Source organism: Mesorhizobium sp. RCC_202, from assembly GCF_041355295.1.
GTDB lineage: Bacteria > Pseudomonadota > Alphaproteobacteria > Rhizobiales > Rhizobiaceae > Mesorhizobium.
Genome location: NZ_JBFUPO010000005.1, coordinates 305994 through 325676 on the forward strand (window position 1 = coordinate 305994; position 19683 = coordinate 325676).

Below are 19683 nucleotides of genomic sequence, written 5' to 3' on the forward strand. Positions count from 1 at the left end.
TCCTGATGATCGACCACATCACCATCGAAGTGAGCGACCTCGCCAAGAGCAAGCTCTTCTACGAAAAGGCTTTTGCGCCTTTGGGCTACAGCCTGTCCTTCGGCAAGGAAGGCATTTTCTGGGCCTTCGATGTCGGCAATGGCTGCCTGTTCGAAATCCAGAGCACCGGCGAAAAGCCGCCGCTTACCCATCTGCATGTCGCCTTCCGGGTGAAGAGCAAAGCGGAGGTCGATGCGTTCTATCGCGCGGCGCTCGAAGCGGGCGCCGCTGACAATGGCGCGCCCGGGCCGCGTCCAGACTATGCGGCGAATTACTACGCCTGCTTCGTGCTTGATCCCGACGGCAATAACATCGAGGCGATGATCAACGAGGGGTAGTGCCGTGACTCCCCGACTCCCCTGCACTTCGTCATTCTAGGGCGGAGCAAGAAGCGAAGCGACGCGCGCAGACCCGAGGATGACGAAGGTGCGTTGCGAGGCGTGAGCCGCGCCCTCTCCTTCTCCCCTTGTGGGAGAAGGTGGATCGGCGCGCCAGCGACGAGACGGATGAGGGGTGTTCCAGGGAATGCCAACGTCTCACTCCGCTGGAACACCCCTCATCCGTCCGAGCTTCGCTCGGCCACCTTCTCCCACAAGGGGAGAAGGAAGAAGCGCCCCATCACGCCGGCCGCACAGCCAGGAACGTGTTCCATTCCTCCTCATTGCGCCCCAAATTGAAATCGTCCCGGAGAAGCACCAGCCCGGCGGCCTCGATGCGGGCCGCGAAATCGTCCCTGCGCCAGTAGACCGTATGATATTTACCGTCCGTCTCGCCGTCGCCATTGCGCATCGACACCAGGAAGGCGCCGCCTGGCCGCAGTGAGCCGGCTATCTTGGCGAGCACCTGGTCGATCTGGTCGCGCGGCACATGGATCAGAACAGCGAGCGCCAGGACTGCGTCGTAGGGACCGCCGAGATCGTCGGTGAGGAGATCGAGCAGTTCGCCGTGCTTGCCGCGCGCGGCCTGCAGCTCGAGAAACCGTTTCGTCGCGTCGGTGCGGCGAACCTTGACGCCCAGGCCCTCTAGAAAGTCCGCATCGTATCCGGCCCCTGACCCGACTTCCAGAATCTGGCCGGCCGTGCCGGCGATCGCCACGAGGCGTTTCAGCGACGCCTGCTCTCTCGGGTTGGGAACATGGCGTACGATGGCATCGTAGCGTTCCGCGTAGTCTTCATAGGCATCGATCGTTTGCCGGCTTTTCGCCAGAGCCTCGGACAGATCGCTCAACTTCTCCTCCCCGCATCCATGTCAGTCGAAGAGCTCAGCGAATGGTGCCGGGAGGCACCCGCCCGTCAAGCAGGCCGATGTCGCGCAGGAAATGATCCGATACCGTACGCTGGTCAAGCAAGCCGCGCTTGCGGGGCTTGAACGGCGCGGTGAAGAGGTCGAGCAGCGGATGGCGAAGCGTGTTGTAGAGGATGGTCATTGCCGTGGTCCTTTCGGGTTCGATCTGATGGACAAAGCATGCCGGTTTCCGGTCTTGGTTTCCAATCGAACCTCGCGTATCATGCATCAGGAGGATTGATGCGTCATGAGCTGGGAACTGCCGCCACTGGGAGCCATTCGCGTCTTTGAGGCCGCCTCGCGCCTAGGCAGCTTCACCAAGGCGGCCGAAGAACTCGGCATGACCCAGTCGGCGGCCAGCTATCAGATCAAGGTCCTGGAAGAACGCGCTGGAACACCGCTTTTCATAAGGAAAACAAGGCAGATCGCCTTGACTGAGGCAGGCCAGCAGCTGGCGCCGCACGCGACAGGCGCGTTCTCGTCCTTGGCCGATGCATGGGTCGCCACCAAGGGCGGCGCGACCGGCGTGCTCTCCGTGACGACCATGGAAACCTTCGCCACGAATTGGCTGGCCGTGTGGCTCGGAACATTCCAGTTGATGTATCCCGACCTCGCCGTGAAGGTCAACACATCGCAGCGGGTGTTCGATTTCAATCGCGAGGACGTCGATGTCGGGATACGCACCGGTACCGGGAAATGGCCCGGCCTGACGGCTCACTATCTGTTCAAGGCCGACTACACGCCGATGCTCAGCCCAAGCCTCGCCGAGAGCGTCGGTGGCATCCGCCGCCCCGAGGATCTCTACAAGGTGCCGCTATGCTGCGCCGACGATCCCTGGTGGCCAATCTGGTTCGTGGCGGCCGGTGTTGCCTTCGAACCCGATCGGGTGACCCCAGGCCCGACGCTAGGCTCGCAGGCCTATGATGCGATGGCCGCGCTGACCGATCGGGGCGCCGCGATCCTGACGCGCAACATCTACAGCGCGCTTCTGGCCAAGGGACAGCTGATCCAGCCCTTTGACGTGCTTGGCTCCGATGGCGACGGCTATTGGCTGGTGCATCTGGAGAGCCGCCGCAACACGCCCAAGATCAAGGTCTTTCGCGATTGGGTGCTGGCGCAGACGGCGGAAATCCGCGAGCGCGAAAAGGCCGAGGCAGCGCTATGATGAGGTGTGGCGCCTTTTCCTTCTCCCCACAAGGGAAAGGGAAAGAGCCTCAATCCCTGAACGTGATCCCGTACTTTTCGGCCTGCTCCTTCGGCATATCCGCAAACGCCTGGCGCACGGTGTAGCCGCCATAGACCTCGCCGCCGTCGCGGATCATCCAGTCCTCGACGTCCGCCTCGGCCACGGTCATGCGGTCGCCCATCTTGTATTGGTTGCCATTGACCGGCTCGTCTGCGAGCAGGCCGACGAAATGGCCGTCGGAGAAACCGACAAGCTGCATCCAGATATGCTCGGTGGCGCCATTCTGCGTCAGCGGGAATTTCACCGTGTAGGTGCCGGGCGTGCCGGCTTTAATCAGCGCGTGGAAGCGCGGCAGCGTCGAGTGGCCCTTGGTCTTGGCGTTCTGCATTGCCTTGTCGCCAGTGTAATAGGCGACGACGTTTTCCTTGATCGGGCGCGGCGCCGTGGGCGAGGCGCCGGGCGAGGCTTCCGGAATGGCGACGGGCTTGTCGCTCTGCATGTGCCCAATCGCATTATAAAACCCGTAGCCAAGAGCAGCCAAAAAGGCGAGTGCCACAGCCGGATTGCGCATCGAACCCCTCCGTCCCCGATGAAGCCTGCCCACGCACGCGAACCGTTGGTTGCTTGACAGGCGCGATCACGGACACGTTACAAGAAGGCGGTTGCCGCACCGCTAAGAGATACGGTGAGCGGATGCTTAGCGAAATGCTGAAATTGCCGCCAAGTCAGCTGCAGGCCGCCCCGACCTGAATATCGGCACCCCTCAGTCGGCGTCGGCCATTATCTCACCGCCCCCGCCAAGCCATGCGCGCCAAGCCTTTTCATCGCCGTGGAAGACGTTGAGGTCGATGCGACCCGTAACGCCATGCGACAGGCCGGAGCCGGAATACTGCCAGAACAGCCACTTGCGGCCCGGATAGACCTTGGACGGGTGCGCCGCCACGGCGCGCAACCAGAACGGATAGTTCTGGAACGCGCCCTGCAGGTTGTCGCGATAGAAATCCGGCGATGTATAGATGATCGGCCGCTGGCCGTAATGGCGCTCGAGCTTGTCCATGAACACCTGCATCTTCTCCAGCACTTTTTCGCGCGACGGTTTGCGCCTGCACGAAGAATCGCCGTTCCATTCGACATCGATCACCGGTGGCAGCGCGCCGTCCATTTTCGGCACGTTGCGGATGAACCAGTCGGCCTGTTCGCCGGCGGTGCGGCACCAGTAGAAGAAGTGATAGGCGCCTCGCTTCAGCCCTGCGGCATCGGCATTGCGCCAGTTCTTCATGAACATAGGATCGAGATGGTCGCCGCCATCGGTCGCCTTGATGTAGGCGAAGTTGGCGCCCTGGGCGCGCAGCTTCTGCCAATTGATGTCGCCTTGCCAGCGCGAGACGTCGACGCCGTGGACGGCAAGATGGCGCGGCGAGGCGCGGCCGAAATTGATCGGTTTGGCATCGCGGAAGGCGTAACGCGTGACGGGACCGGCAAGCATGGCCGGCGCCGCGCGCGACAGCCGCTTCGGCGCGGAGACGAGCGCCGCCTCCTGCACCGGCGGCTCGACGCTGTCCGGCAGGCCGGGCGCGGGAAAGTTCACCGTCTCCTCTTCGGCAAGGCCGAAAGGACGCGAATTTTCGTCGTCGGGGCGCGCGTTCTCCTCGTCTAAATTCTGGTCGCTCAGGCGCGAATTTTCGTCGCCAAGCAGCGGCGCCGGCGGCGCGATGCGCGCGGCACCAGACATCGACGCGGTCTCGACGGTTCTTTCGGTCCGGGCCGTCCGCACGGATTTCGACACCGGCGCGCTTGGCCGCACGACCGAACTGGTCGTCTCGTTGGACGGCACCTGCAAGGCATCGACGCCCGACGTGGACGAGCAGCCGGCAAGGCTTAGCGAAGCGAGCACGAAACTGACGACGCTGAGAATCCGCATCTTGACCTGTACGCGATACAAAACAGACCGAGGCAGGAACGGCACCATCGGACAATCAGCCCTTTCCTAACGAGAAATTACCAACAAAGTTTGAATCAAAATTTACTTTTGGCCGACAGGCGCCGGTGCGATTCGGTGTGTCCCGTCACCTCGCCAGTGTGAATTCGACAGAAAACGCGGGCCCGCCGGCCTTCGCCACGCTTGACACCGCGCACGCTTCACCGTTGAGACGACGCGATCCATTCGCTCGCAAAGAAGGCGCCAATTCAAAAATGGTCCGTGTGTTTCGCCTCTTGCTGCTGCTCGTCTGCCTTGTCGGAGCCTTGCAGGGCTCGCCCGCGCGCGCCGGGAAACTGATCGTCGTGCCGCCCGGAAACCGTTCCGAGACCCAGCCACCGATCCCAAGCGCCTCGGCCAACCGCACCCGCGCGTTCAAGACGACCTACGAGGAAAAATACCGAAAGATCATCGCGCTGCTGAAGCGTGAGCCGAAGCTGGTGGCGCATATCAAGCAGGCGGCCGCCGCTTACGACATCGATCCCATCCACATAGTCGGCGCGCTGGTCGGCGAACATACCTACAACGTCACCGCGGTCGGTTCGGTGCAGACCTACTACGTCAAGGCGCTTTCCTATTCCGGGCTCGATTTCGCGTTCCGCTACAAGGGCGTGCGCGTGCAGGATTTCGTCAAGCGCCCGGAATTCGCCGGTTGCGAACAGGCCAAGGGCAGCGCGGCTCTCTGGAGCTGCCGCGACAGGGTCTGGACCGGGCATTTCAAGGGCAAGAAAGTGGACGGCGTCGCTTACGAGCCGATGACCTTCCAGCAGGCGTTCTTCCAACCCTTCTTCGCCGGCCAGACTTTTGGGCTCGGCCAGATCAGCCCGCTGACCGCGCTCGAAGTCACCGACCTCGTCAACCGGGTAAGCGGCTACGACAGGCTGACACCCGACAACCCGCAAGCGATCTATCGCGATGTGATGGATCCCGATCGCAGCATCGTCTACATCGCGGCAATCGTGCATGACGCGATCGAGGCCTATCAGGAACAGGGCTTCGATATTTCCCGCAATCCGGGCATCACGGCCACGCTCTACAATGTCGGCCAGCCCAGGCTGCGCGCCGCCCAGCTGAAGGCCTCGGGGCGCAAGTTTCCGGTCGAGAATTACTACGGCTGGCTGGTCAACGAAAAACTCGACGAGTTGAAAAGCCTGCTCGACAGCGGCAGCTGAGATCGCAACCCGGTGGAGAATTTCGTCGATCAGTGCGTTGGGCTGATCGAAACGCATCAGGCCTGGGCCGGTCTCATTGTCGGTCTGCTTGCCTTCGGCGAATCCCTGATCCTGATCGGCATCCTGCTGCCCGGCACCACGGTGCTCGTCATCGTCGTCGGCATCAGGCTCCTCGCGCGCGGCAAAGTCCAAAGCCGAAGCCGGCCTAGCCGCCTTTCCTGAAGACGCCGATCATCGGGCCGAGATTCCAGAAATCGTCGTTGCGGCCGAGCGCCGGCGCATAGAGGCTCGAGATCGAACCGTCGAGGAAGAGCGCGTTGGGGCAGCCGAGCTCGTCGCGAAACAACCGCGCGAATTCGTGGAAGGTGACGACATCGTTCGAGATGGCGAAGACGGCGACGCCGTCGGCGCGCACGCCGACGCCATCGCGGATTTTCCGCGAGGCGCTGTCGGGCTGGAATTTCGGATGCAGCTTGCCGTCGATCACCAGCATCGGCCCTGACTGCGTCGCAAAATCCACGCGGGGCGTACGCCTCAGATAATCCTTGGTCGCCCGAACGCCGGCCTTGTTGCCGCTCAGATAAAAAATGCCATTCGGCTGCATGGAGAAATTGCCGGTGCCCGCACCGGTTTTCGCCGCTGTGATCTGCTCGCCGCGTTCGACATAGAGGCCGACCGGCGCAAGGTCTGGATGGTACATGCCGGCATTGATGCCGAACAGCATGGTGCGGCCGGCGGCCTGCTCGGCGATGCGCAGATTGTGCAGCGAGCGATAGAGTTCGCCATCCTTGTTCTTCCAGAACAGCTCGATGGAGAACTGCTTCGGATCGGCCTCGCAGACCAGGTAGGTCGCGGTCTCGAAGGTATGGTCGCGGCAAGGCGGAAGCGCCGCCAGCCATTGGCCGGCGCTCAAGCCAGCGCCAACCACCGCCGGCACCGCGGATTTCACCAGCGCAGCCAGCAACGGCACCGATTGCAGCAGCGTGGCGAGATCCATCAGCGCGCCCCCATCAAGGGGTTTTCGACAGAGGGGCGTCTAGGTAAGCCATCCGGTAGCCACGCCGATCAGGAGAACAACGCCAAGCAGGCCACGATAGATCACGAAAGGCCAGGCGGAAAAACGCTCCAGGATGCGCATCAGGCCCCAGATGGCGAAAAAGGCCGAGATCGAGGCGACGACAAGACCGACCGCCAGGATCGACCAGCCATGCGCGTCGAGATGCACCTTGTGCAATTCCCAAAGCTCCTTGAGGCCGGCAAGCGCGATCGCGGGCAGCCCTAGCAGGAAAGACAAACGCGCGGCCTCCGGCCGCGCAAAACCCAGCCCCATGGCCGCCGTCAGCGTCGAGCCCGAGCGCGAGACGCCGGGGATCAGGGCGCCGACCTGGGCGACGCCGACCAACAGCGCATCAAGGATCGACGCCTGGCGCAGCACGAGCTTGTGGCTGGCGAAGATTTCAGCCAGCGCCAGCAGGATTGCCATAACGATACAGGCCCAGCCGATGACGGCCAATCCGCGCAGCGGCGAATTGCAGGCGTTGAGGATGCCGGAAAGCGCCAGGCCGGCAATGACGATCGGAATGGTGGCAAGCACGATGCTGATCGCAAGACGGAAATGCCGATCGCCGAAATCGCGGCGCGAGATCGCAGATAGCGATCCGAAGAGCACGTCCCTGACGTCGCCCCAGAAATAGCTGACCACCGCTGCCAGCGCCGCCAGCTGCATGGCGGCCGAAAACGCCGAGCCGGGGTCCTGCCAGCCGAGCACCGCCGGCACGATGCGCATATGCGCGGTCGACGAAATCGGCAGCAATTCGGTGATGCCTTGCACGATGCCCAGAAATGCCACCTTGGCATAACCCAGGCCGACAAAGCCGGTATCCAACCCTTGAGTGCAGACGTCGGTCATCTCAGTCCTTTTCCCAGCGCCGCAGTCCCTCTCCGACGCCAAAGTGAATCGTCATTCGAAAGCCTTCAGCGACAGGCTTAGCCTCACGATAGCGTGATTCCAACTCACGGATTTGTAAGGCGCCGCTAATCCTGCTTGACAATGGCCATCTTAACATTAACATCAGCTAATCTTACAGTGTAAGGCAAATCGGAGGAGCATCACCATGTCGACCAGCGCCCTCTCGGAACTGCAGCCCGCCGTGCCGCCGCAAACGCATGTCCCGGAAATCGCGATCGAGGAGATATCGCGCGATATCAGCCGTGCCGTCGAGCGCGCCGAAGTCGCTGCCTGGCTCGACCTTTACGAAGCCGCGCCCGCGGATTTCGCGGCGCGGCACGGGCTGTCGATCGCCAGCGACGGCGACCTTGTCTGGACCACCTGCACGACGATCCCGTTCATCCACTTCAACTGCGTGAAGAATATCGGCGTCGATAGCCCGACCTCGGAGGCTCAGCTCGACGCGTTGCTCGCGCATTACCGCGATGTCGGCGTCATGCGGCCGTGGTTCTATGTCAATCCGCATGCGGAGCCGTCACGGCTGAGATGCTGGCTGGAAGCACGCGGGCTGCAGCAGCAAGGCGGTTGGGAGCGCATTTTTCGCGACGCGACGCCGCTGGCGCCCGAACCGCTGTTCCCGACCGACCCGCTCATCCCCGTTGACGATCTGTCGGTTGAGGAAGTCACGTCCGAAACGGCTCCGCAATGGGCTTCCTTCATCGACGGAAAATACAGGCTGCCCACCTCGCCCTGGCTCACGGCGCTCGTCGGCCGCAAGGGCTGGCATCACTACATGCTAAGACGCCGAGGCGCGGTGGAGGCGGTGCGCTCGCTGTTCATCTCAGACGGCGCCGCCTGGACCGGCATCGAGGCGCCGATACCAGGCATCATGACGCAGAGTTTCGATCTCGACGCCATGCTTGGGGAAAGGCTGGTTCGCGACGGCATCGCCGCTGGCGCGAAGCTGTTTGTCGCCGACATCGAGGCGCCGCGCCTCGAGCGTGACGGGCCGGCCTATCGCAACTACGACCGGCTCGGCTTCAAGCTCGCCTATTTCCGGAGCCATTACAGTTATTTGCCCGCATATTCGAGCTGACAGCCTGTCGTCGCCCTGCGCCATTGTCGACGGAAGCCCGTGATGCCTCAGCGGTGCAGCCATTGCTGCAGGCAGGTCTTTGCCACGACATGCGCAGGCGGCAAAGCCTCGTCGATCTTGCTGCGGGCCCTGAGGATATTGGTGCGCAGCTCGGCCGGCTGGACGCGATCGCGCGCCATGACAAGTTGCACCATCGGGTCGTTCAGCAGCTCATCCAGGGTGTTGATGGTCTCGCTCATCCGTCGTCTCCTCGATCTCGGCCCGCACGCCATAAATAGGCAGCCAATCGTGGCCCGCCAATGACGCTTTGCCGGCTATCTCGTGAATCGAAGATGAAATTTTTGTGCAGTAAAAAGTGAATCAGGCCGGCGGCGCGCCTTCATATTGCGGCAGGCCATCGTCCAGCCGCAGCCATGGCTGTTTCGAGGCGGTCCAGAAATGCATGTCGGGCTTGAACACCGAAGGATCATCGAGCGAGCCTGACGTGATGCCGATCATGCCCCTGGAATCGCGCCGCGAAAACATCGTCGTGCCGCAGGCCGGGCAGAAGCCGCGCTTGAGGTCCGGCGAGGTGTTGATGGTCGCCACATGGCCTTCGATGGTCACGTCGTCGAGGCGGAACAGAAGCCGTGCGTTGAAGGTGGCGCCGATCGCCTTCTGGCAAAGCCCGCAATGGCAGACGCGTTCGTTGATCGGCTCCGCCCCGGCCTTGTAGCGCACCGCACCGCACAGGCATCCGCCCTGGTATTTCGTCATCGCAATCACTCGTTCGTGGGATAGGGGCACGGTAGCGGTCGGCGTCACCGCGTCAATCAAAAAGCTCTGATGGGAAGCGATCGATTATGCTGATGCGGTGGCCCAGCGACCAGCATTTGTCTGTGATTGACAATCGGCGGCAGCTACGCCCTGCTTGCATCGTCCGGTGGAGGAGTTGATGGCCGATATCGATACGATCGCGATCGCAGCATTGTTCGGGCCGCCCTCGCCCGCCCGCGATCAAACCGACGCCAGGATCATGGCCGCGGCCTCCGGGATCGGCTTCATGGCGATCCGCGATTTCCCGGGCGACGGCTGGCTGACGCCGCAGAACCGGGCACGGCTGCTGGCGCTCTTTTCGCTGCCTGAGGCCGAGAAGCAGAAGCTGCTGCGCTGGAATTTCGATCCGACGAAGAAAAATGTCTATCGCGGCTGGTTCCCGCTGCAGCCGAATGCCGTCTCCCATAAGGAAGGCATCGACATGGGGCCGGACATCGCCAGCGCACGGGCCGTTCCGACGGGCGTCGATGCCGACGACCCACTCCGCGAGGCGACGCCGCTGCCGCCCGAAAGCGCCCTGCCCGGCTGGCGCGCGGCCGCCGCCGGCTACTACCAGGCGATGGAAGCGGTCGGCAACGCGTTGCTGCGCTCGGTCGCGCGCGGGCTCGGCCTCCCGGAAACCATCTTCGATGCCGATTTCGAAGGCGGCATTTCGACCTTGCGGCTGATCCGTTATCCGCTGCGCGAGCCGAACAGCGGCATCGACCTGCGCGGCCCGGATTTCTCCGTGCTGCACAAAGGCGAGACACGCACGATCATCGGTCGCGAACATGCCGATTCCGGTTTCGTCACCTTGCTGGCGCAAGACGGTGTCGAAGGCTTGCAGGCGAAAAACCTTGCCGGCGAATGGATCGACGTGCCGCCCGCCGACAACACGCTTGCCGTCAATTTCGGTCAGTTGCTGGAGCGCTGGACCACCGGCCGCGTGCGCGCGACGAGACACCGGGTGATCGCGCCGAGAAAGGCGCGCTTTTCGATCCCGTTCTTCTATGAACCGCGCGTCGACGCCGAGATCGCGCCGCTGCCGCTCAAAGACGCCGAGCCCTTCGAGCCGTTCCTTTACGGCGACTATCTTTGGGATACGGCGACGAAATTCGTCGAGATGAACGGCGTCAGGCACCTGCGCCAGCCGCGTCGGGCGAAAGCCTCCTGACGATACGCTGGCCGCTCAGCCGAAGCTGGCGGCCAGCGTCTTTGGTCATTCGCTGACCATTTCGTCCCAGCTCTTCACCTTGGTCTCGCCGTCGAGGAAAGGCAGTGTCGTGGTGACCAGTTCCGGCGCGAAGAAGACATCGTAATGCGTGCGATTGGGCAGGATGGCCAGCCGGTTCTGCGACAGGTGTTCACGCATCCACCCGGCATCCTTGAGCCCGCCGCCAAGCATCTGAAAGAACTTGATCTCGTGCTCGGGCTTGTACATGTCGCTGTCGCCATAGACGAGCATGACCGGCATCGTCAGCTTCGGCACATCGGCCGAAAAATCGTAGTCGACGCGCATGAAATTGCCGAGCGCGTCGAGCAGTTTTGGAAAATCCTCCGGATGCGGCGCCACCGCGACGTAGGATTTGTACATCGGCGTGTCCTTCATGAACGGAGCGGCCGCCGCGCTCACTTGCGCCTGCTGCGGGCGCATCTCGTCGTAGAAGCCGTTGGCAGCGTAGCCGGTCGATATCAGGACCAGACGACGCACCGCCTCGGGATGCTGGACCGCCATGCGGAAAGCGACGCCGCCCCCCAGCGAATAGCCCATGACATCGACCTTGTCGTAGCCGAGCGTCTTGACGATGGCGGCCATGTCGTCGCCATTCGCCTGCAGGCTGAACGGGCTATCGCCCAGCGCGGTCCGGCCGTGTCCCTGCAGGTCGATGGCGATCACCGTGCGATGCTCGGCGAGCTTCGGCAGGATCGGCGCGAACATATCGGTCGAACCGAGACCGCCATGCAGCAGGAGCAGCGGCTCGCCCTTGCCGTAGACGGCGTAATAGTAGTTCAGGCCGTCGATCGGCAGAAGGCCGGATTTCTCCGGTTTTGCGGGCGCTTTGTTCTGAGCGGTGGTCATGGCTGGCTTTACCTCTTCGGATTTGGCGCTTGGCGTGGCCACCAGGGCCACGGCGGAAGCAAGAACGGCGAAAAACAGGGTTTTGGGTATTGGGGTCTCCTCCAGGTGGAATACCCCAAGGACGCTGCGACAGAGCTCGTGCCGACACGGCCCGCAAAGAAATTTGCGGCATTCGCGAAAAACCCAGTGGGATCAGGAGGTTGAGAAAAGCTAGTGGCGCTTGGCCTGGACGAGATAAGCGTCGATTTCGGTCTCGCCCAGCCATTTGGCGGCTTCCAGCCTATGCAACCCTTCGACGAGGATATGGCGCTTGCCGTCGTGGCGCACCTGGATCGGCGTCTTCAGGCCGTTCTCGAGGATATCCTCGGCCAGGTGACGGACCGTTTCGGGGTGGAGTGTCTTCTTGCGCGCCGTCGGCACGTAGATGTCGCCGACCTTGACCTTTTGCACTCTTAGCATGCCCGCTCCCAGGGCGGAAAATACCGCCTTATCTGAAATAGTCGCTTTGGCCGGTATGGCCAAGGGCGGCTAAGCAATTGCTGGCCCGATCGTTTCCATTTGACGCTTGGCCGGCCAATGGTCTCAATGGCGGCCTCTTCGTTTCAGGTGTTCCTTGACGCTGTTGCCGACCGAATTCCCCGATTTCGGGCTGACGCCCGAACAGCGCCGCGAGGCGGTGCGAGGCCATTATTACGAATGGCCGGGCATGGACGGCGAGCGTGGCGAAATCTGGTGCTACGCCGACCGCTTTTCCTACCGTCCGGGCGAGACGGTGACGCTGCATGTCAGCGCGACGGCGCCGCAATACGGCATCGCCGTCTTCCGCGACGGCGGCGTCGAGACCAAAGTCTTTGAGAAGACCGGCCTGTCGGCGCACTGGCAGGACACGCCCGACCAATGCTCGGTAGAAGGCTGCGGCTGGCAAGCCTCGTTCGAATTCCGCGTCGATGCCGACTGGCCGTCCGGCGCCTACCGGATAACGCTGACGGCCGATGGCCGGGACGGCAAGCTGATCCTCAGTCATCACCTTTTCATCGTCGCGCCGCTGCCGGGCAGGAAACCCGGCCGCCTGCTGCAGGTCGCGGCGACCGGCACCTGGCTCGCCTACAACACGTGGGGCGGCTCCAACCACTACCAGGGCATCACCGGCCCGAAGCGCGACCGGTACGCCACAATGGTATCGACGCAACGCCCGTGGTGCCGTGGCTTCGCGGTGCTGCCCAAGGATGCGCCGCGCGTGCCTCTGGAAGTCGCCGTGCCGCCGAAAACCGTGCCGCGCTACCCGCACATGGAATGGGCATTCGCCACCGGCCACTCCAAGAAATACGCCTCTTCCGGCTGGGCGAGCTATGACAGCCATCTCTTCCGCTTCGCCGAGCGCCAAGGCTATGCCATTGATCTCGCCAGCCAGCACGATCTGCACTTTTCGCCCGAAATCCTCGAAGGCTATGACTGCGTCGTCTTCGTCGGCCATGACGAATACTGGACCTGGGAGATGCGCGACGCGGTCGACACCTATGTCGAGCGCGGCGGCCATGCGGCACGCTTCGCCGGCAATTTCATGTGGCAGACCAGGCTGGAGGACGAAGGCCGCCGGCAGGTCTGCTACAAATATCGCGCTCGGGCCGAGGATCCCGCCTATCGCGGCGGCGACGTGACCCGCGCCACCAATTCCTGGGAAGCGCCCGAGATCGGCCGTCCCGGCAGCGCCACCTTCGGCCTCAACGCGACCAGGGGCGTCTACGCCGGCTGGGGCGGCTGTGCGCCGCGCGGCGTGCGCGGCTTCCCGGTCTACCGTCCGGAGCACTGGGCCTTCGCCGGCACCGGCGTCTACTATGGCGACCTGCTCGGCGCCGACAGCCATGTCTATGGTTATGAAGTCGACGGCCTCGATTTCGAGATCCGCGGCGGCCTGCCCTACCCGACATCCGACAGCGGCGCGCCCGACGGATTGCAGGTGCTTGCCGTCGGCATGGCGAGCCAGGTCGAGGAAAGCGCCGACATCCCGATCGAGGACCAGTTCCTCACCGACGAGGACGGGCGCTTCACCGCCGAGACATTGTTCGGCGAGGCGAGCGACGCCAACCTCGACAAGGTCAAGCGCGGCAATGGCATGATCGTCAACTTTCCGCGCGGCAAGGGCGAGGTGTTCCACGCTGGAAGCTGCGAATGGGTCGCTGGCCTGCTAAGGCAGGATCCGATGGTCGAACGCGTGACGAAAAATGTTCTCGACCGCTATCTGGGCCGCGACAAGAGGGGTTGAATGAGCGCTGTGCAGACCATCGACGCCGACCGCCGACCGAACCTTTTCCATTTCACACGCCGGCGTCAGCCGATGGTGGACCGCGCAGACGGCATCTATCTGTGGGACAAGGCCGGCCGCCGCTACATTGATGGCTCGAGCGGCGCGGTCAACGTCAATGTCGGACACGGCAATCGCAACGTCATCGATGCGATGAAGCGGCAGCTGGACCGCGTCAGCTTCGCTTACATCTTCCAGTTCGAAAACGAACCGGCCGTCGCGCTGGCGCGAAGCCTGGCCGACCGGCTTCCGAACGGCCTCGACCGGATTTATTTCGTCTCCGGCGGTTCCGAAGCGGTCGAGGCCTGTATCAAGCTCGCGCGCCAATGGGCGGTGGCGACAAGTCAGGAGAAGCGCTGGAAAATCATCGGGCGCATGCCATCTTATCACGGCATCACGCTCGGCGCGCTTGCCGTCACCGGCGACGATGTCCTGACCAGGACATTCGACACTGTCGGCCGGCCTATGCCGCTGGTGCCGGCCCCGTTTATCCATCGCGATCAAGACAATCTGTCGATGGAACAGCGCGGCATCCGCTATGCGGATATGCTCGAGGAAAAAATCCTGGAGGAAGGGCCAGAAAGCGTTCTCGCCTTCATCATGGAGCCGATCGGCGGCGCCGCGACCGCAGCACTTGTCCCGCCCGATAGCTATTTTCCCCGCATCCGCGAAATCTGCGATCGCCACGGCATCCTGCTTATCCATGACGAGGTGATGACCGGCATTGGCCGTACCGGCAAGTTCCTCGGCGGTGACCACTGGTCCTGCCGGCCGGATATCGTCGCGCTGTCGAAAGGGCTGAGCTCGGGCTATGCGCCGCTCGGCGCGCTGGCCGCGACTGAGAGGATCGTGGGACCGGTTGTCGAAGCGGGTGGGTTCCTGCATGGCCACACCTACGGTGGTAGCCCAGTGGCTTGCGCGGCGGGCGTTGCCGTTCTTGGCGAGGTCGACCGCCTCGGCCTGGTCGAGAATTCCGCCGCCATGGGCGAGGTGCTGCGGAGCGAGCTCGAAGCCCTATCCGGTCGCTTTCCTTTCGTGGCCGATGTGCGCGGCAAGGGCCTGTTCATGGGCGCCGAACTCTACGCCGATCCCGTGGCCAGGACGCCATTGCCTCAAAACCTCAACGCCAATCTGCGGCTCATCGATCTGGCCTTTGAGCGCGGGCTGATCGTCTACTCGCGGCGCGTTCGCGGCGGACCGGTGAGCGACAATTTCATGGTCTGCCCGCCGTTGATCACGACCCGCGACCAGATCGGTGAGATCATCGCGGTGCTTGGCGACACGCTGGAAGCGCTTGCCGCCGAACTCGATTTGCCGGTCAATCGCTGAGGTCGCGCAAGGGGAGGAGCCGAAATGGAAAGGATACTCGTCTCGGCATGCCTGCTTGGCAGCAAGGTGCGCTACAATGGCTCATACCGGCTCAATGACCATCCCGTGCTGTCGCGCTGGCAGTCCGAAGGCCGGATCGTGCAGATTTGCCCGGAGGTCGCGGCCGGCTTCTCCACGCCGCGTCCTCCGGCCGAGATCCAAGGTTCGGGCGACGGCCATGCGGTGCTGCGAGGTGGTGGTCGGGTGATCGAGCGAACCGGAGGAGATGTGACTGCGCTTTACCGTGAGGCCGGCCAGCTTGCGCTCGACCTTGCGCGCGAAACCGGATGCCGCTTCGCCGTCCTCACCGACGGCAGTCCGTCTTGCGGCAGCAGCTTCATCTATGATGGGAGTTTTTCCGGAAGCCGCATATCCGGTCGCGGCACAACCACCGCGTTGCTGGAAGAGAACGGCATCCGCGTCTTCTCGGAGGACCAGATCGACGAACTTGATGATCTTTTGACCCGATCCGATCCAAACGTGGCTTGATCGATGCCACAGAAAACCCCAACCGCCGATACCGTTCTGCGACCAGGCACCATCGACGACGTCGAAACCATCTATGCCGCTCTGCTGCGCCTAGGCGCTCACATCGGCGGCCACCAGGAGATCAAATCGACGGCGAAAGACCTCCGCCGCTACGGTTTCGGCGAGAGGCCGGCCTTCTCGACGCTGATTGCCGAGGTCGACGGCGAGTTTGCAGGCCTTTGCGTGCATTTCCCTGTATTCTCGACCTGGATGGGACGCCCGGGCGTCTATATCCAGGATCTCTATGTCGAGGACCGCTTCCGCGGCCGCCGCATCGGCGAGAAGCTGCTGCGGCGCGTGGCGAAGGATTGCCGCGCGGCGGGCGGCGTTTATCTGCGGCTCTCCGTCGACACCGACAACGAGACCGCCAAGGCCTTCTATGAACGACTGGGCATCGGCTGGGCGAACTACGAGCAGGTGCAAAAAATCGTTGGCGACGCCTTCTTCGCTTTTGCCGACGCCCCGGAGGAATGACGATGAAAGCCTTCTATGCCGAAGAGCAGAAACGCCACGATCCAAAGGCTTTTCTGTCCAGCGGCGCGCCGCAGCCGAACCCGGAAAAACCGGAGCGGATCGAGAGATTGTTAGCCGGCGCAATATCTGCCGGATTGACGGTCGAAAGGCCGAAAAATTATGGACTCGGTCCGATTTCCGCCGTGCACACGCCTGAATATCTCGACTTCCTCGAGCATATTTTCGCGCGCTGGCAGCGCATCGAAGGCGCCTCGGCGGAAGTCATCCCGAACATCCACCCGATTGCCCGAGGCGGCTCCTATCCGGCCTCGGCGGTCGGCCAGGCCGGCTACCACATGGCCGACACCGCCTGCCCGATCTCGGCTGAGACCTGGGACAGCGCGCTCTGGAGCGCCTGGAGCGCGGTGGAGGGAGCGGAAGCCGTCATGGCCGGCGCGCCTGCCGCCTACGCGCTCTGCCGCCCGCCCGGCCACCATGCCTTCGCCGATGTCGCCGGTGGCTTCTGCTTCATCAACAATTCGGCGGTTGCCGCGCAAGTGCTGCGGAAAAACGCTACGCGCGTCGCCATCCTCGATGTCGACCTACATCACGGCAATGGCACGCAAGGCATTTTCTATGCACGACCGGACGTGCTTACCGTCTCGCTGCATGCCGATCCGGTGCGCTTCTACCCGTTCTTCTGGGGCCATGCCGACGAGCGCGGCGAAGGCCCGGGCCTCGGCCATAATTTCAACCTGCCGCTGCCGCGCAAATCCGTCGACGCCGCGTTTCTCGAAGCGCTTGCCACAGCGTTTCAGCGCATACGCGCCTTCGCCCCTGAAGCGCTGGTGGTCGCGCTTGGGCTCGATGCCTTCGAAGGCGACCCGTTCGGCGGACTTTCGGTGACGACGCCCGGTTTCTCACGCATCGGCGAAGCGATTGCCGGGCTTGGGCTGCCGACGGTGATCGTCCAGGAAGGCGGCTATCTCTGCGATGCGCTCGGCGACAACCTTACTGCGTTTCTGACCGGCTTCGGCGGCAAACATAGATAACAGCTCACCGCTGCTGCCGTAGCATCGCGATCACCCGATGCACGCTTTCCAGCGTCTCCTCGATTTCCGCCGCCGTGTTGTAGTGCGCAATGCCGATGCGCACGACACCTTGTTCGGCGGGGATGCCGAGCTGATGGACGATCTCCCACGCGTAATTGTGGCCGGACCACAGAAAAATGTTTTCGGCATTCATCTGCCGCACGATGGTTTCCGGCACGATGCCTTCGACGGTGAAGGAAACGGTGGGCACGCGTTCGTCAAAACGCTCCGGATCGGTGATGCCGCGGATGACCAGACCGTCGATATCCGATAGACCCTCGATCAGCTGCCGGGCCAGGGCATTCTCATAGGCGATCGATACCTCGAAGGCCTTCGCGATCCGCTGCCGGCGCGAACCACTCTCGCCGGCTGCCGCGCCGAGATCGGCGAAGTGGTCAACGGCCGCGGTCAGCCCGGCCATCAGCTCGATCTGCGGCGTGCCGAGCTCGAAACGCTCCGGCAGACCATTGGACGAGCAGCGGCATTTATAAGGTTTCAGCGCGTCGATGACATCGCGGCGACCCCACAGGATACCCATATGCGGGCCGAAGAATTTATAGGCTGAGCAGATCAGGAAGTCGCAGCCGATGTCCTGCACGTCGACAAGGCCATGCGGCGCGAATTGCACGGCATCGACATAGACCAGCGCGCCGGTCTGCCTGGCGATCGCCGTCAACGCTTTCACGCGGTTGATCGATCCGGTGAGGTTGGAGGCATAGTTCAACGCCACCAGCCGCGTCTTGTCCGAAAGCAGCGTCTTCAGCGCCGCTTCCTCGACCTGCCAGCTCTTCTCGTCGAAAGGTAGGAAGCGCACGACCAGCCCAAGATCCTCGGCCAGCTGCAGCCAGGGCGAGACGTTGCCCTCATGGTCCATGCGGGTGACGATGATCTCGTCGCCGGCCTTCATCGTGCGGCCAAGCGTGCGCGACATGTGATAGGTCAGCGTCGTCATGTTGGCGCCGATGACGATTTCCTCGACGCTTGCGGCGTTGAGGAAATCGGCCATCGCGGCATGCGCGTCGTCGACCACCTGCTGTGCCGCCACCGTCGTCTCGAAGAAGCCGCCGAGATTGGCATTGGTGGTGAGCAGACAGCGCGACACAGCGTCAGCCACCGCTTGCGGCACCTGCGTGCCGGCCGGATTGTCGAGATAGATGCGGCGGCCTTTGTCGGTCAGCGAAAGCGCCGGAAATTTGCCGCGCACGGCCTCGATCGGAAAATCTGCCATCGTCCCCCGTCTTTCCTCAACAATTCCCGGTCACGGGCACGGATTGCCGACCCGCTGGTGGATGGCGTCGACCGCCTTCTGCATTTCCTCGGTCCAGGTCACGTCGGCCGAGGACAAAGCGATGTCGAGCTGCGCGACGCTGGTGGCGCCGACGATGTTGGCGGTCACGAACGGCCGGCTCGACACATAAGCGTTGGCAAACAGCGCCGGCTCCATGCCGAAGGAACGCGCCAGCTCGTTGTATTCCAGTTGCACCTCGGCCGCGTTCGGCGTCTCGTAACGCTGGCCGCGGTTGAAGAGCTGTGAACGCGAGCCTTGCGGCCGCGCGCCGTGGTCGTATTTGCCGGTCAGATAGCCCTGCGCCAGCGGCGAATAGGGAAGAAACGCGATATCTTCGCGCGTGCAGACCTCGGCGAGGTTCACTTCGAAGGTGCGGTTGACCAGATTATAGGCGTTCTGCAGCGAGGCGACACGCGGACCGACGCCCTTTTCGGATTCGAAGAGGTAGCGCATGACGCCCCAGGAGCTCTCGTTCGACAGGCCGAAATGGCGGATTTTACCGGCTTTCACCAGATCCTCGAAAACCGCGAGCGTCTCGGCGATCGGCGTCTCGTCGGACGACGCGCCTTCGCTATCGGCGCGGCGCGGCATCGCGCCGATGCGCGTCGGGTTGGATCCCCATGGGATATCCCGCTCCGGCCAATGGATCTGATAGAGATCGATATAGTCGGTGCCGAGCTTGGCCAGCGACTTCTCGACCGCGTCGAAAATGTCGGCGCGGTTGAGCTGCGAAGGCCGGTCGCCGCGAAACCAACTGTTGCCGGTGCGGCCGACAACTTTCGAGGCGACGACGACCTTGTCGCGGTTGCCCTTCGCCTTCAGCCAACTGCCGATGATCTTTTCGGTCCGGCCCTGCGTCTCCGCCTTCGGCGGGATCGGGTAAAGCTCTGCCGTGTCGATGAAATTGACGCCGCGCGAAAAGGCGAGGTCCATCTGCGCATGGCCCTCCGCCTCGGTGTTCTGCTGGCCCCAGGTCATCGACCCGAGACAGATTTGCGAAACAAGAAGATCGGTCCGACCGAGGCGGCGTTTATGCATGGAATTCTCCGGTGGGAGGTTGCGCGGACAGCGCGGG

22 protein-coding genes and 2 pseudogenes are annotated in these 19683 nt (G+C 63.1%); 11 read left to right on the plus strand and 13 right to left on the minus strand.

Annotation, left to right across the window (positions count from 1 at the left end; all coding sequences use genetic code 11):
* The first annotated feature begins 5 nt into the window (after positions 1-5).
* Entirely contained in the window at positions 6-377 is a 372-nt protein-coding gene (locus tag AB6802_RS14300) for a VOC family protein (protein WP_371010760.1), read from the plus strand.
* Between the two features lie 280 nt (positions 378-657).
* Here the strand turns inward: AB6802_RS14300 and AB6802_RS14305 are convergent, their stop codons facing one another.
* Positions 658-1266, minus strand: a complete 609-nt coding sequence (locus AB6802_RS14305; protein ID WP_371010761.1) for a methyltransferase — start codon at positions 1264-1266, stop codon at positions 658-660.
* A gap of 34 nt (positions 1267-1300) precedes the next feature.
* Complete coding sequence (locus tag AB6802_RS14310; RefSeq protein ID WP_371010762.1) at positions 1301-1465, minus strand: hypothetical protein; 165 nt, start codon at positions 1463-1465, stop codon at positions 1301-1303.
* 105 nt (positions 1466-1570) lie between these two features.
* Between AB6802_RS14310 and AB6802_RS14315 the strand changes: the two genes are divergently transcribed.
* Entirely contained in the window at positions 1571-2488 is a 918-nt protein-coding gene (locus AB6802_RS14315) for a LysR substrate-binding domain-containing protein (protein ID WP_371010763.1), read from the plus strand.
* Between the two features lie 49 nt (positions 2489-2537).
* Here AB6802_RS14315 and AB6802_RS14320 read toward each other — a convergent pair whose 3' ends face one another.
* The 3 genes and pseudogenes from AB6802_RS14320 to AB6802_RS14330 form a co-directional block, all read right to left on the minus strand.
* Positions 2538-3080 (minus strand): DUF2314 domain-containing protein, encoded by a 543-nt coding sequence (locus AB6802_RS14320; RefSeq protein WP_371010764.1) that lies wholly within the window; start codon positions 3078-3080, stop codon positions 2538-2540.
* A gap of 192 nt (positions 3081-3272) precedes the next feature.
* Positions 3273-4136: pseudogene (locus AB6802_RS14325) on the minus strand (GH25 family lysozyme); the annotation flags it as partial.
* Positions 4137-4291: 155 nt separating this feature from the next.
* Positions 4292-4430 (minus strand): annotated as a pseudogene (locus AB6802_RS14330) (muramidase); the annotation flags it as partial.
* A gap of 272 nt (positions 4431-4702) precedes the next feature.
* Here AB6802_RS14330 and AB6802_RS14335 point away from each other — a divergent pair.
* Both AB6802_RS14335 and AB6802_RS14340 read left to right on the plus strand, forming a co-directional pair.
* The gene (locus tag AB6802_RS14335; RefSeq protein ID WP_371010765.1) at positions 4703-5659 is read left to right on the plus strand and encodes a DUF1402 family protein; all 957 of its coding nucleotides are present in this window, start codon (positions 4703-4705) and stop codon (positions 5657-5659) included.
* A 12-nt stretch (positions 5660-5671) separates the two neighbouring features.
* A complete protein-coding gene (locus AB6802_RS14340; RefSeq protein ID WP_371010766.1) occupies positions 5672-5881 on the plus strand; it encodes a hypothetical protein in 210 nt (69 codons plus the stop codon).
* On the opposite strand, the gene AB6802_RS14345 is transcribed toward AB6802_RS14340, so the two are convergent.
* Positions 5865-6656 (minus strand): phosphodiester glycosidase family protein, encoded by a 792-nt coding sequence (locus AB6802_RS14345; RefSeq protein ID WP_371010767.1) that lies wholly within the window; start codon positions 6654-6656, stop codon positions 5865-5867. The two genes, AB6802_RS14340 and AB6802_RS14345, sit on opposite strands and share 17 nt — an antisense overlap.
* Positions 6657-6695: 39 nt before the next feature.
* Positions 6696-7568, minus strand: a complete 873-nt coding sequence (locus tag AB6802_RS14350; RefSeq protein ID WP_371010768.1) for an undecaprenyl-diphosphate phosphatase — start codon at positions 7566-7568, stop codon at positions 6696-6698.
* Between the two features lie 205 nt (positions 7569-7773).
* Between AB6802_RS14350 and AB6802_RS14355 the strand changes: the two genes are divergently transcribed.
* Entirely contained in the window at positions 7774-8703 is a 930-nt protein-coding gene (locus AB6802_RS14355; protein WP_371010769.1) for a hypothetical protein, read from the plus strand.
* A gap of 47 nt (positions 8704-8750) precedes the next feature.
* Here AB6802_RS14355 and AB6802_RS14360 read toward each other — a convergent pair whose 3' ends face one another.
* Positions 8751-8942, minus strand: coding sequence for a hypothetical protein (locus AB6802_RS14360; RefSeq protein WP_371010770.1), 192 nt, complete (start codon positions 8940-8942; stop codon positions 8751-8753).
* Between the two features lie 121 nt (positions 8943-9063).
* Positions 9064-9459 (minus strand): GFA family protein, encoded by a 396-nt coding sequence (locus AB6802_RS14365; RefSeq protein ID WP_371010771.1) that lies wholly within the window; start codon positions 9457-9459, stop codon positions 9064-9066.
* A gap of 178 nt (positions 9460-9637) precedes the next feature.
* Here AB6802_RS14365 and AB6802_RS14370 point away from each other — a divergent pair, with 178 nt between their 5' ends.
* The gene (locus AB6802_RS14370) at positions 9638-10672 is read left to right on the plus strand and encodes an isopenicillin N synthase family dioxygenase (protein ID WP_371010772.1); all 1035 of its coding nucleotides are present in this window, start codon (positions 9638-9640) and stop codon (positions 10670-10672) included.
* Positions 10673-10717: 45 nt separating this feature from the next.
* Here AB6802_RS14370 and AB6802_RS14375 read toward each other — a convergent pair whose 3' ends face one another.
* Both AB6802_RS14375 and AB6802_RS14380 read right to left on the minus strand, forming a co-directional pair.
* A complete protein-coding gene (locus tag AB6802_RS14375; RefSeq protein WP_371010948.1) occupies positions 10718-11668 on the minus strand; it encodes an alpha/beta fold hydrolase in 951 nt (316 codons plus the stop codon).
* 120 nt (positions 11669-11788) lie between these two features.
* A complete protein-coding gene (locus tag AB6802_RS14380) occupies positions 11789-12037 on the minus strand; it encodes a ParB N-terminal domain-containing protein (RefSeq protein ID WP_096445374.1) in 249 nt (82 codons plus the stop codon).
* 154 nt (positions 12038-12191) lie between these two features.
* Between AB6802_RS14380 and AB6802_RS14385 the strand changes: the two genes are divergently transcribed.
* From AB6802_RS14385 to AB6802_RS14405, 5 genes are read left to right on the plus strand one after another with little or no spacing between them, the layout of a single operon-like run.
* The gene (locus tag AB6802_RS14385) at positions 12192-13841 is read left to right on the plus strand and encodes a N,N-dimethylformamidase beta subunit family domain-containing protein (protein ID WP_371010773.1); all 1650 of its coding nucleotides are present in this window, start codon (positions 12192-12194) and stop codon (positions 13839-13841) included.
* On the plus strand, positions 13842-15209 hold the full coding sequence (locus tag AB6802_RS14390; RefSeq protein ID WP_371010774.1) for an aspartate aminotransferase family protein: 1368 nt from the start codon (positions 13842-13844) through the stop codon (positions 15207-15209).
* 24 nt (positions 15210-15233) lie between these two features.
* A complete protein-coding gene (locus AB6802_RS14395) occupies positions 15234-15737 on the plus strand; it encodes a DUF523 domain-containing protein (RefSeq protein WP_371010775.1) in 504 nt (167 codons plus the stop codon).
* 3 nt (positions 15738-15740) lie between these two features.
* A complete protein-coding gene (locus tag AB6802_RS14400) occupies positions 15741-16250 on the plus strand; it encodes an N-acetyltransferase family protein (protein WP_371010776.1) in 510 nt (169 codons plus the stop codon).
* A 2-nt stretch (positions 16251-16252) separates the two neighbouring features.
* Positions 16253-17281 carry a histone deacetylase family protein gene (locus AB6802_RS14405; protein WP_371010777.1) on the plus strand — a complete coding sequence of 343 codons (1029 nt, stop codon included), beginning with the start codon at positions 16253-16255 and terminating at the stop codon, positions 17279-17281.
* Between the two features lie 4 nt (positions 17282-17285).
* Here AB6802_RS14405 and AB6802_RS14410 read toward each other — a convergent pair whose 3' ends face one another.
* Together AB6802_RS14410 and AB6802_RS14415 are read right to left on the minus strand one after the other, a co-directional pair.
* The gene (locus AB6802_RS14410; protein ID WP_371010778.1) at positions 17286-18548 is read right to left on the minus strand and encodes a cysteine desulfurase-like protein; all 1263 of its coding nucleotides are present in this window, start codon (positions 18546-18548) and stop codon (positions 17286-17288) included.
* 30 nt (positions 18549-18578) lie between these two features.
* A complete protein-coding gene (locus tag AB6802_RS14415) occupies positions 18579-19646 on the minus strand; it encodes an aldo/keto reductase (RefSeq protein WP_371010779.1) in 1068 nt (355 codons plus the stop codon).
* Between the last annotated feature and the right edge of the window lie 37 nt (positions 19647-19683).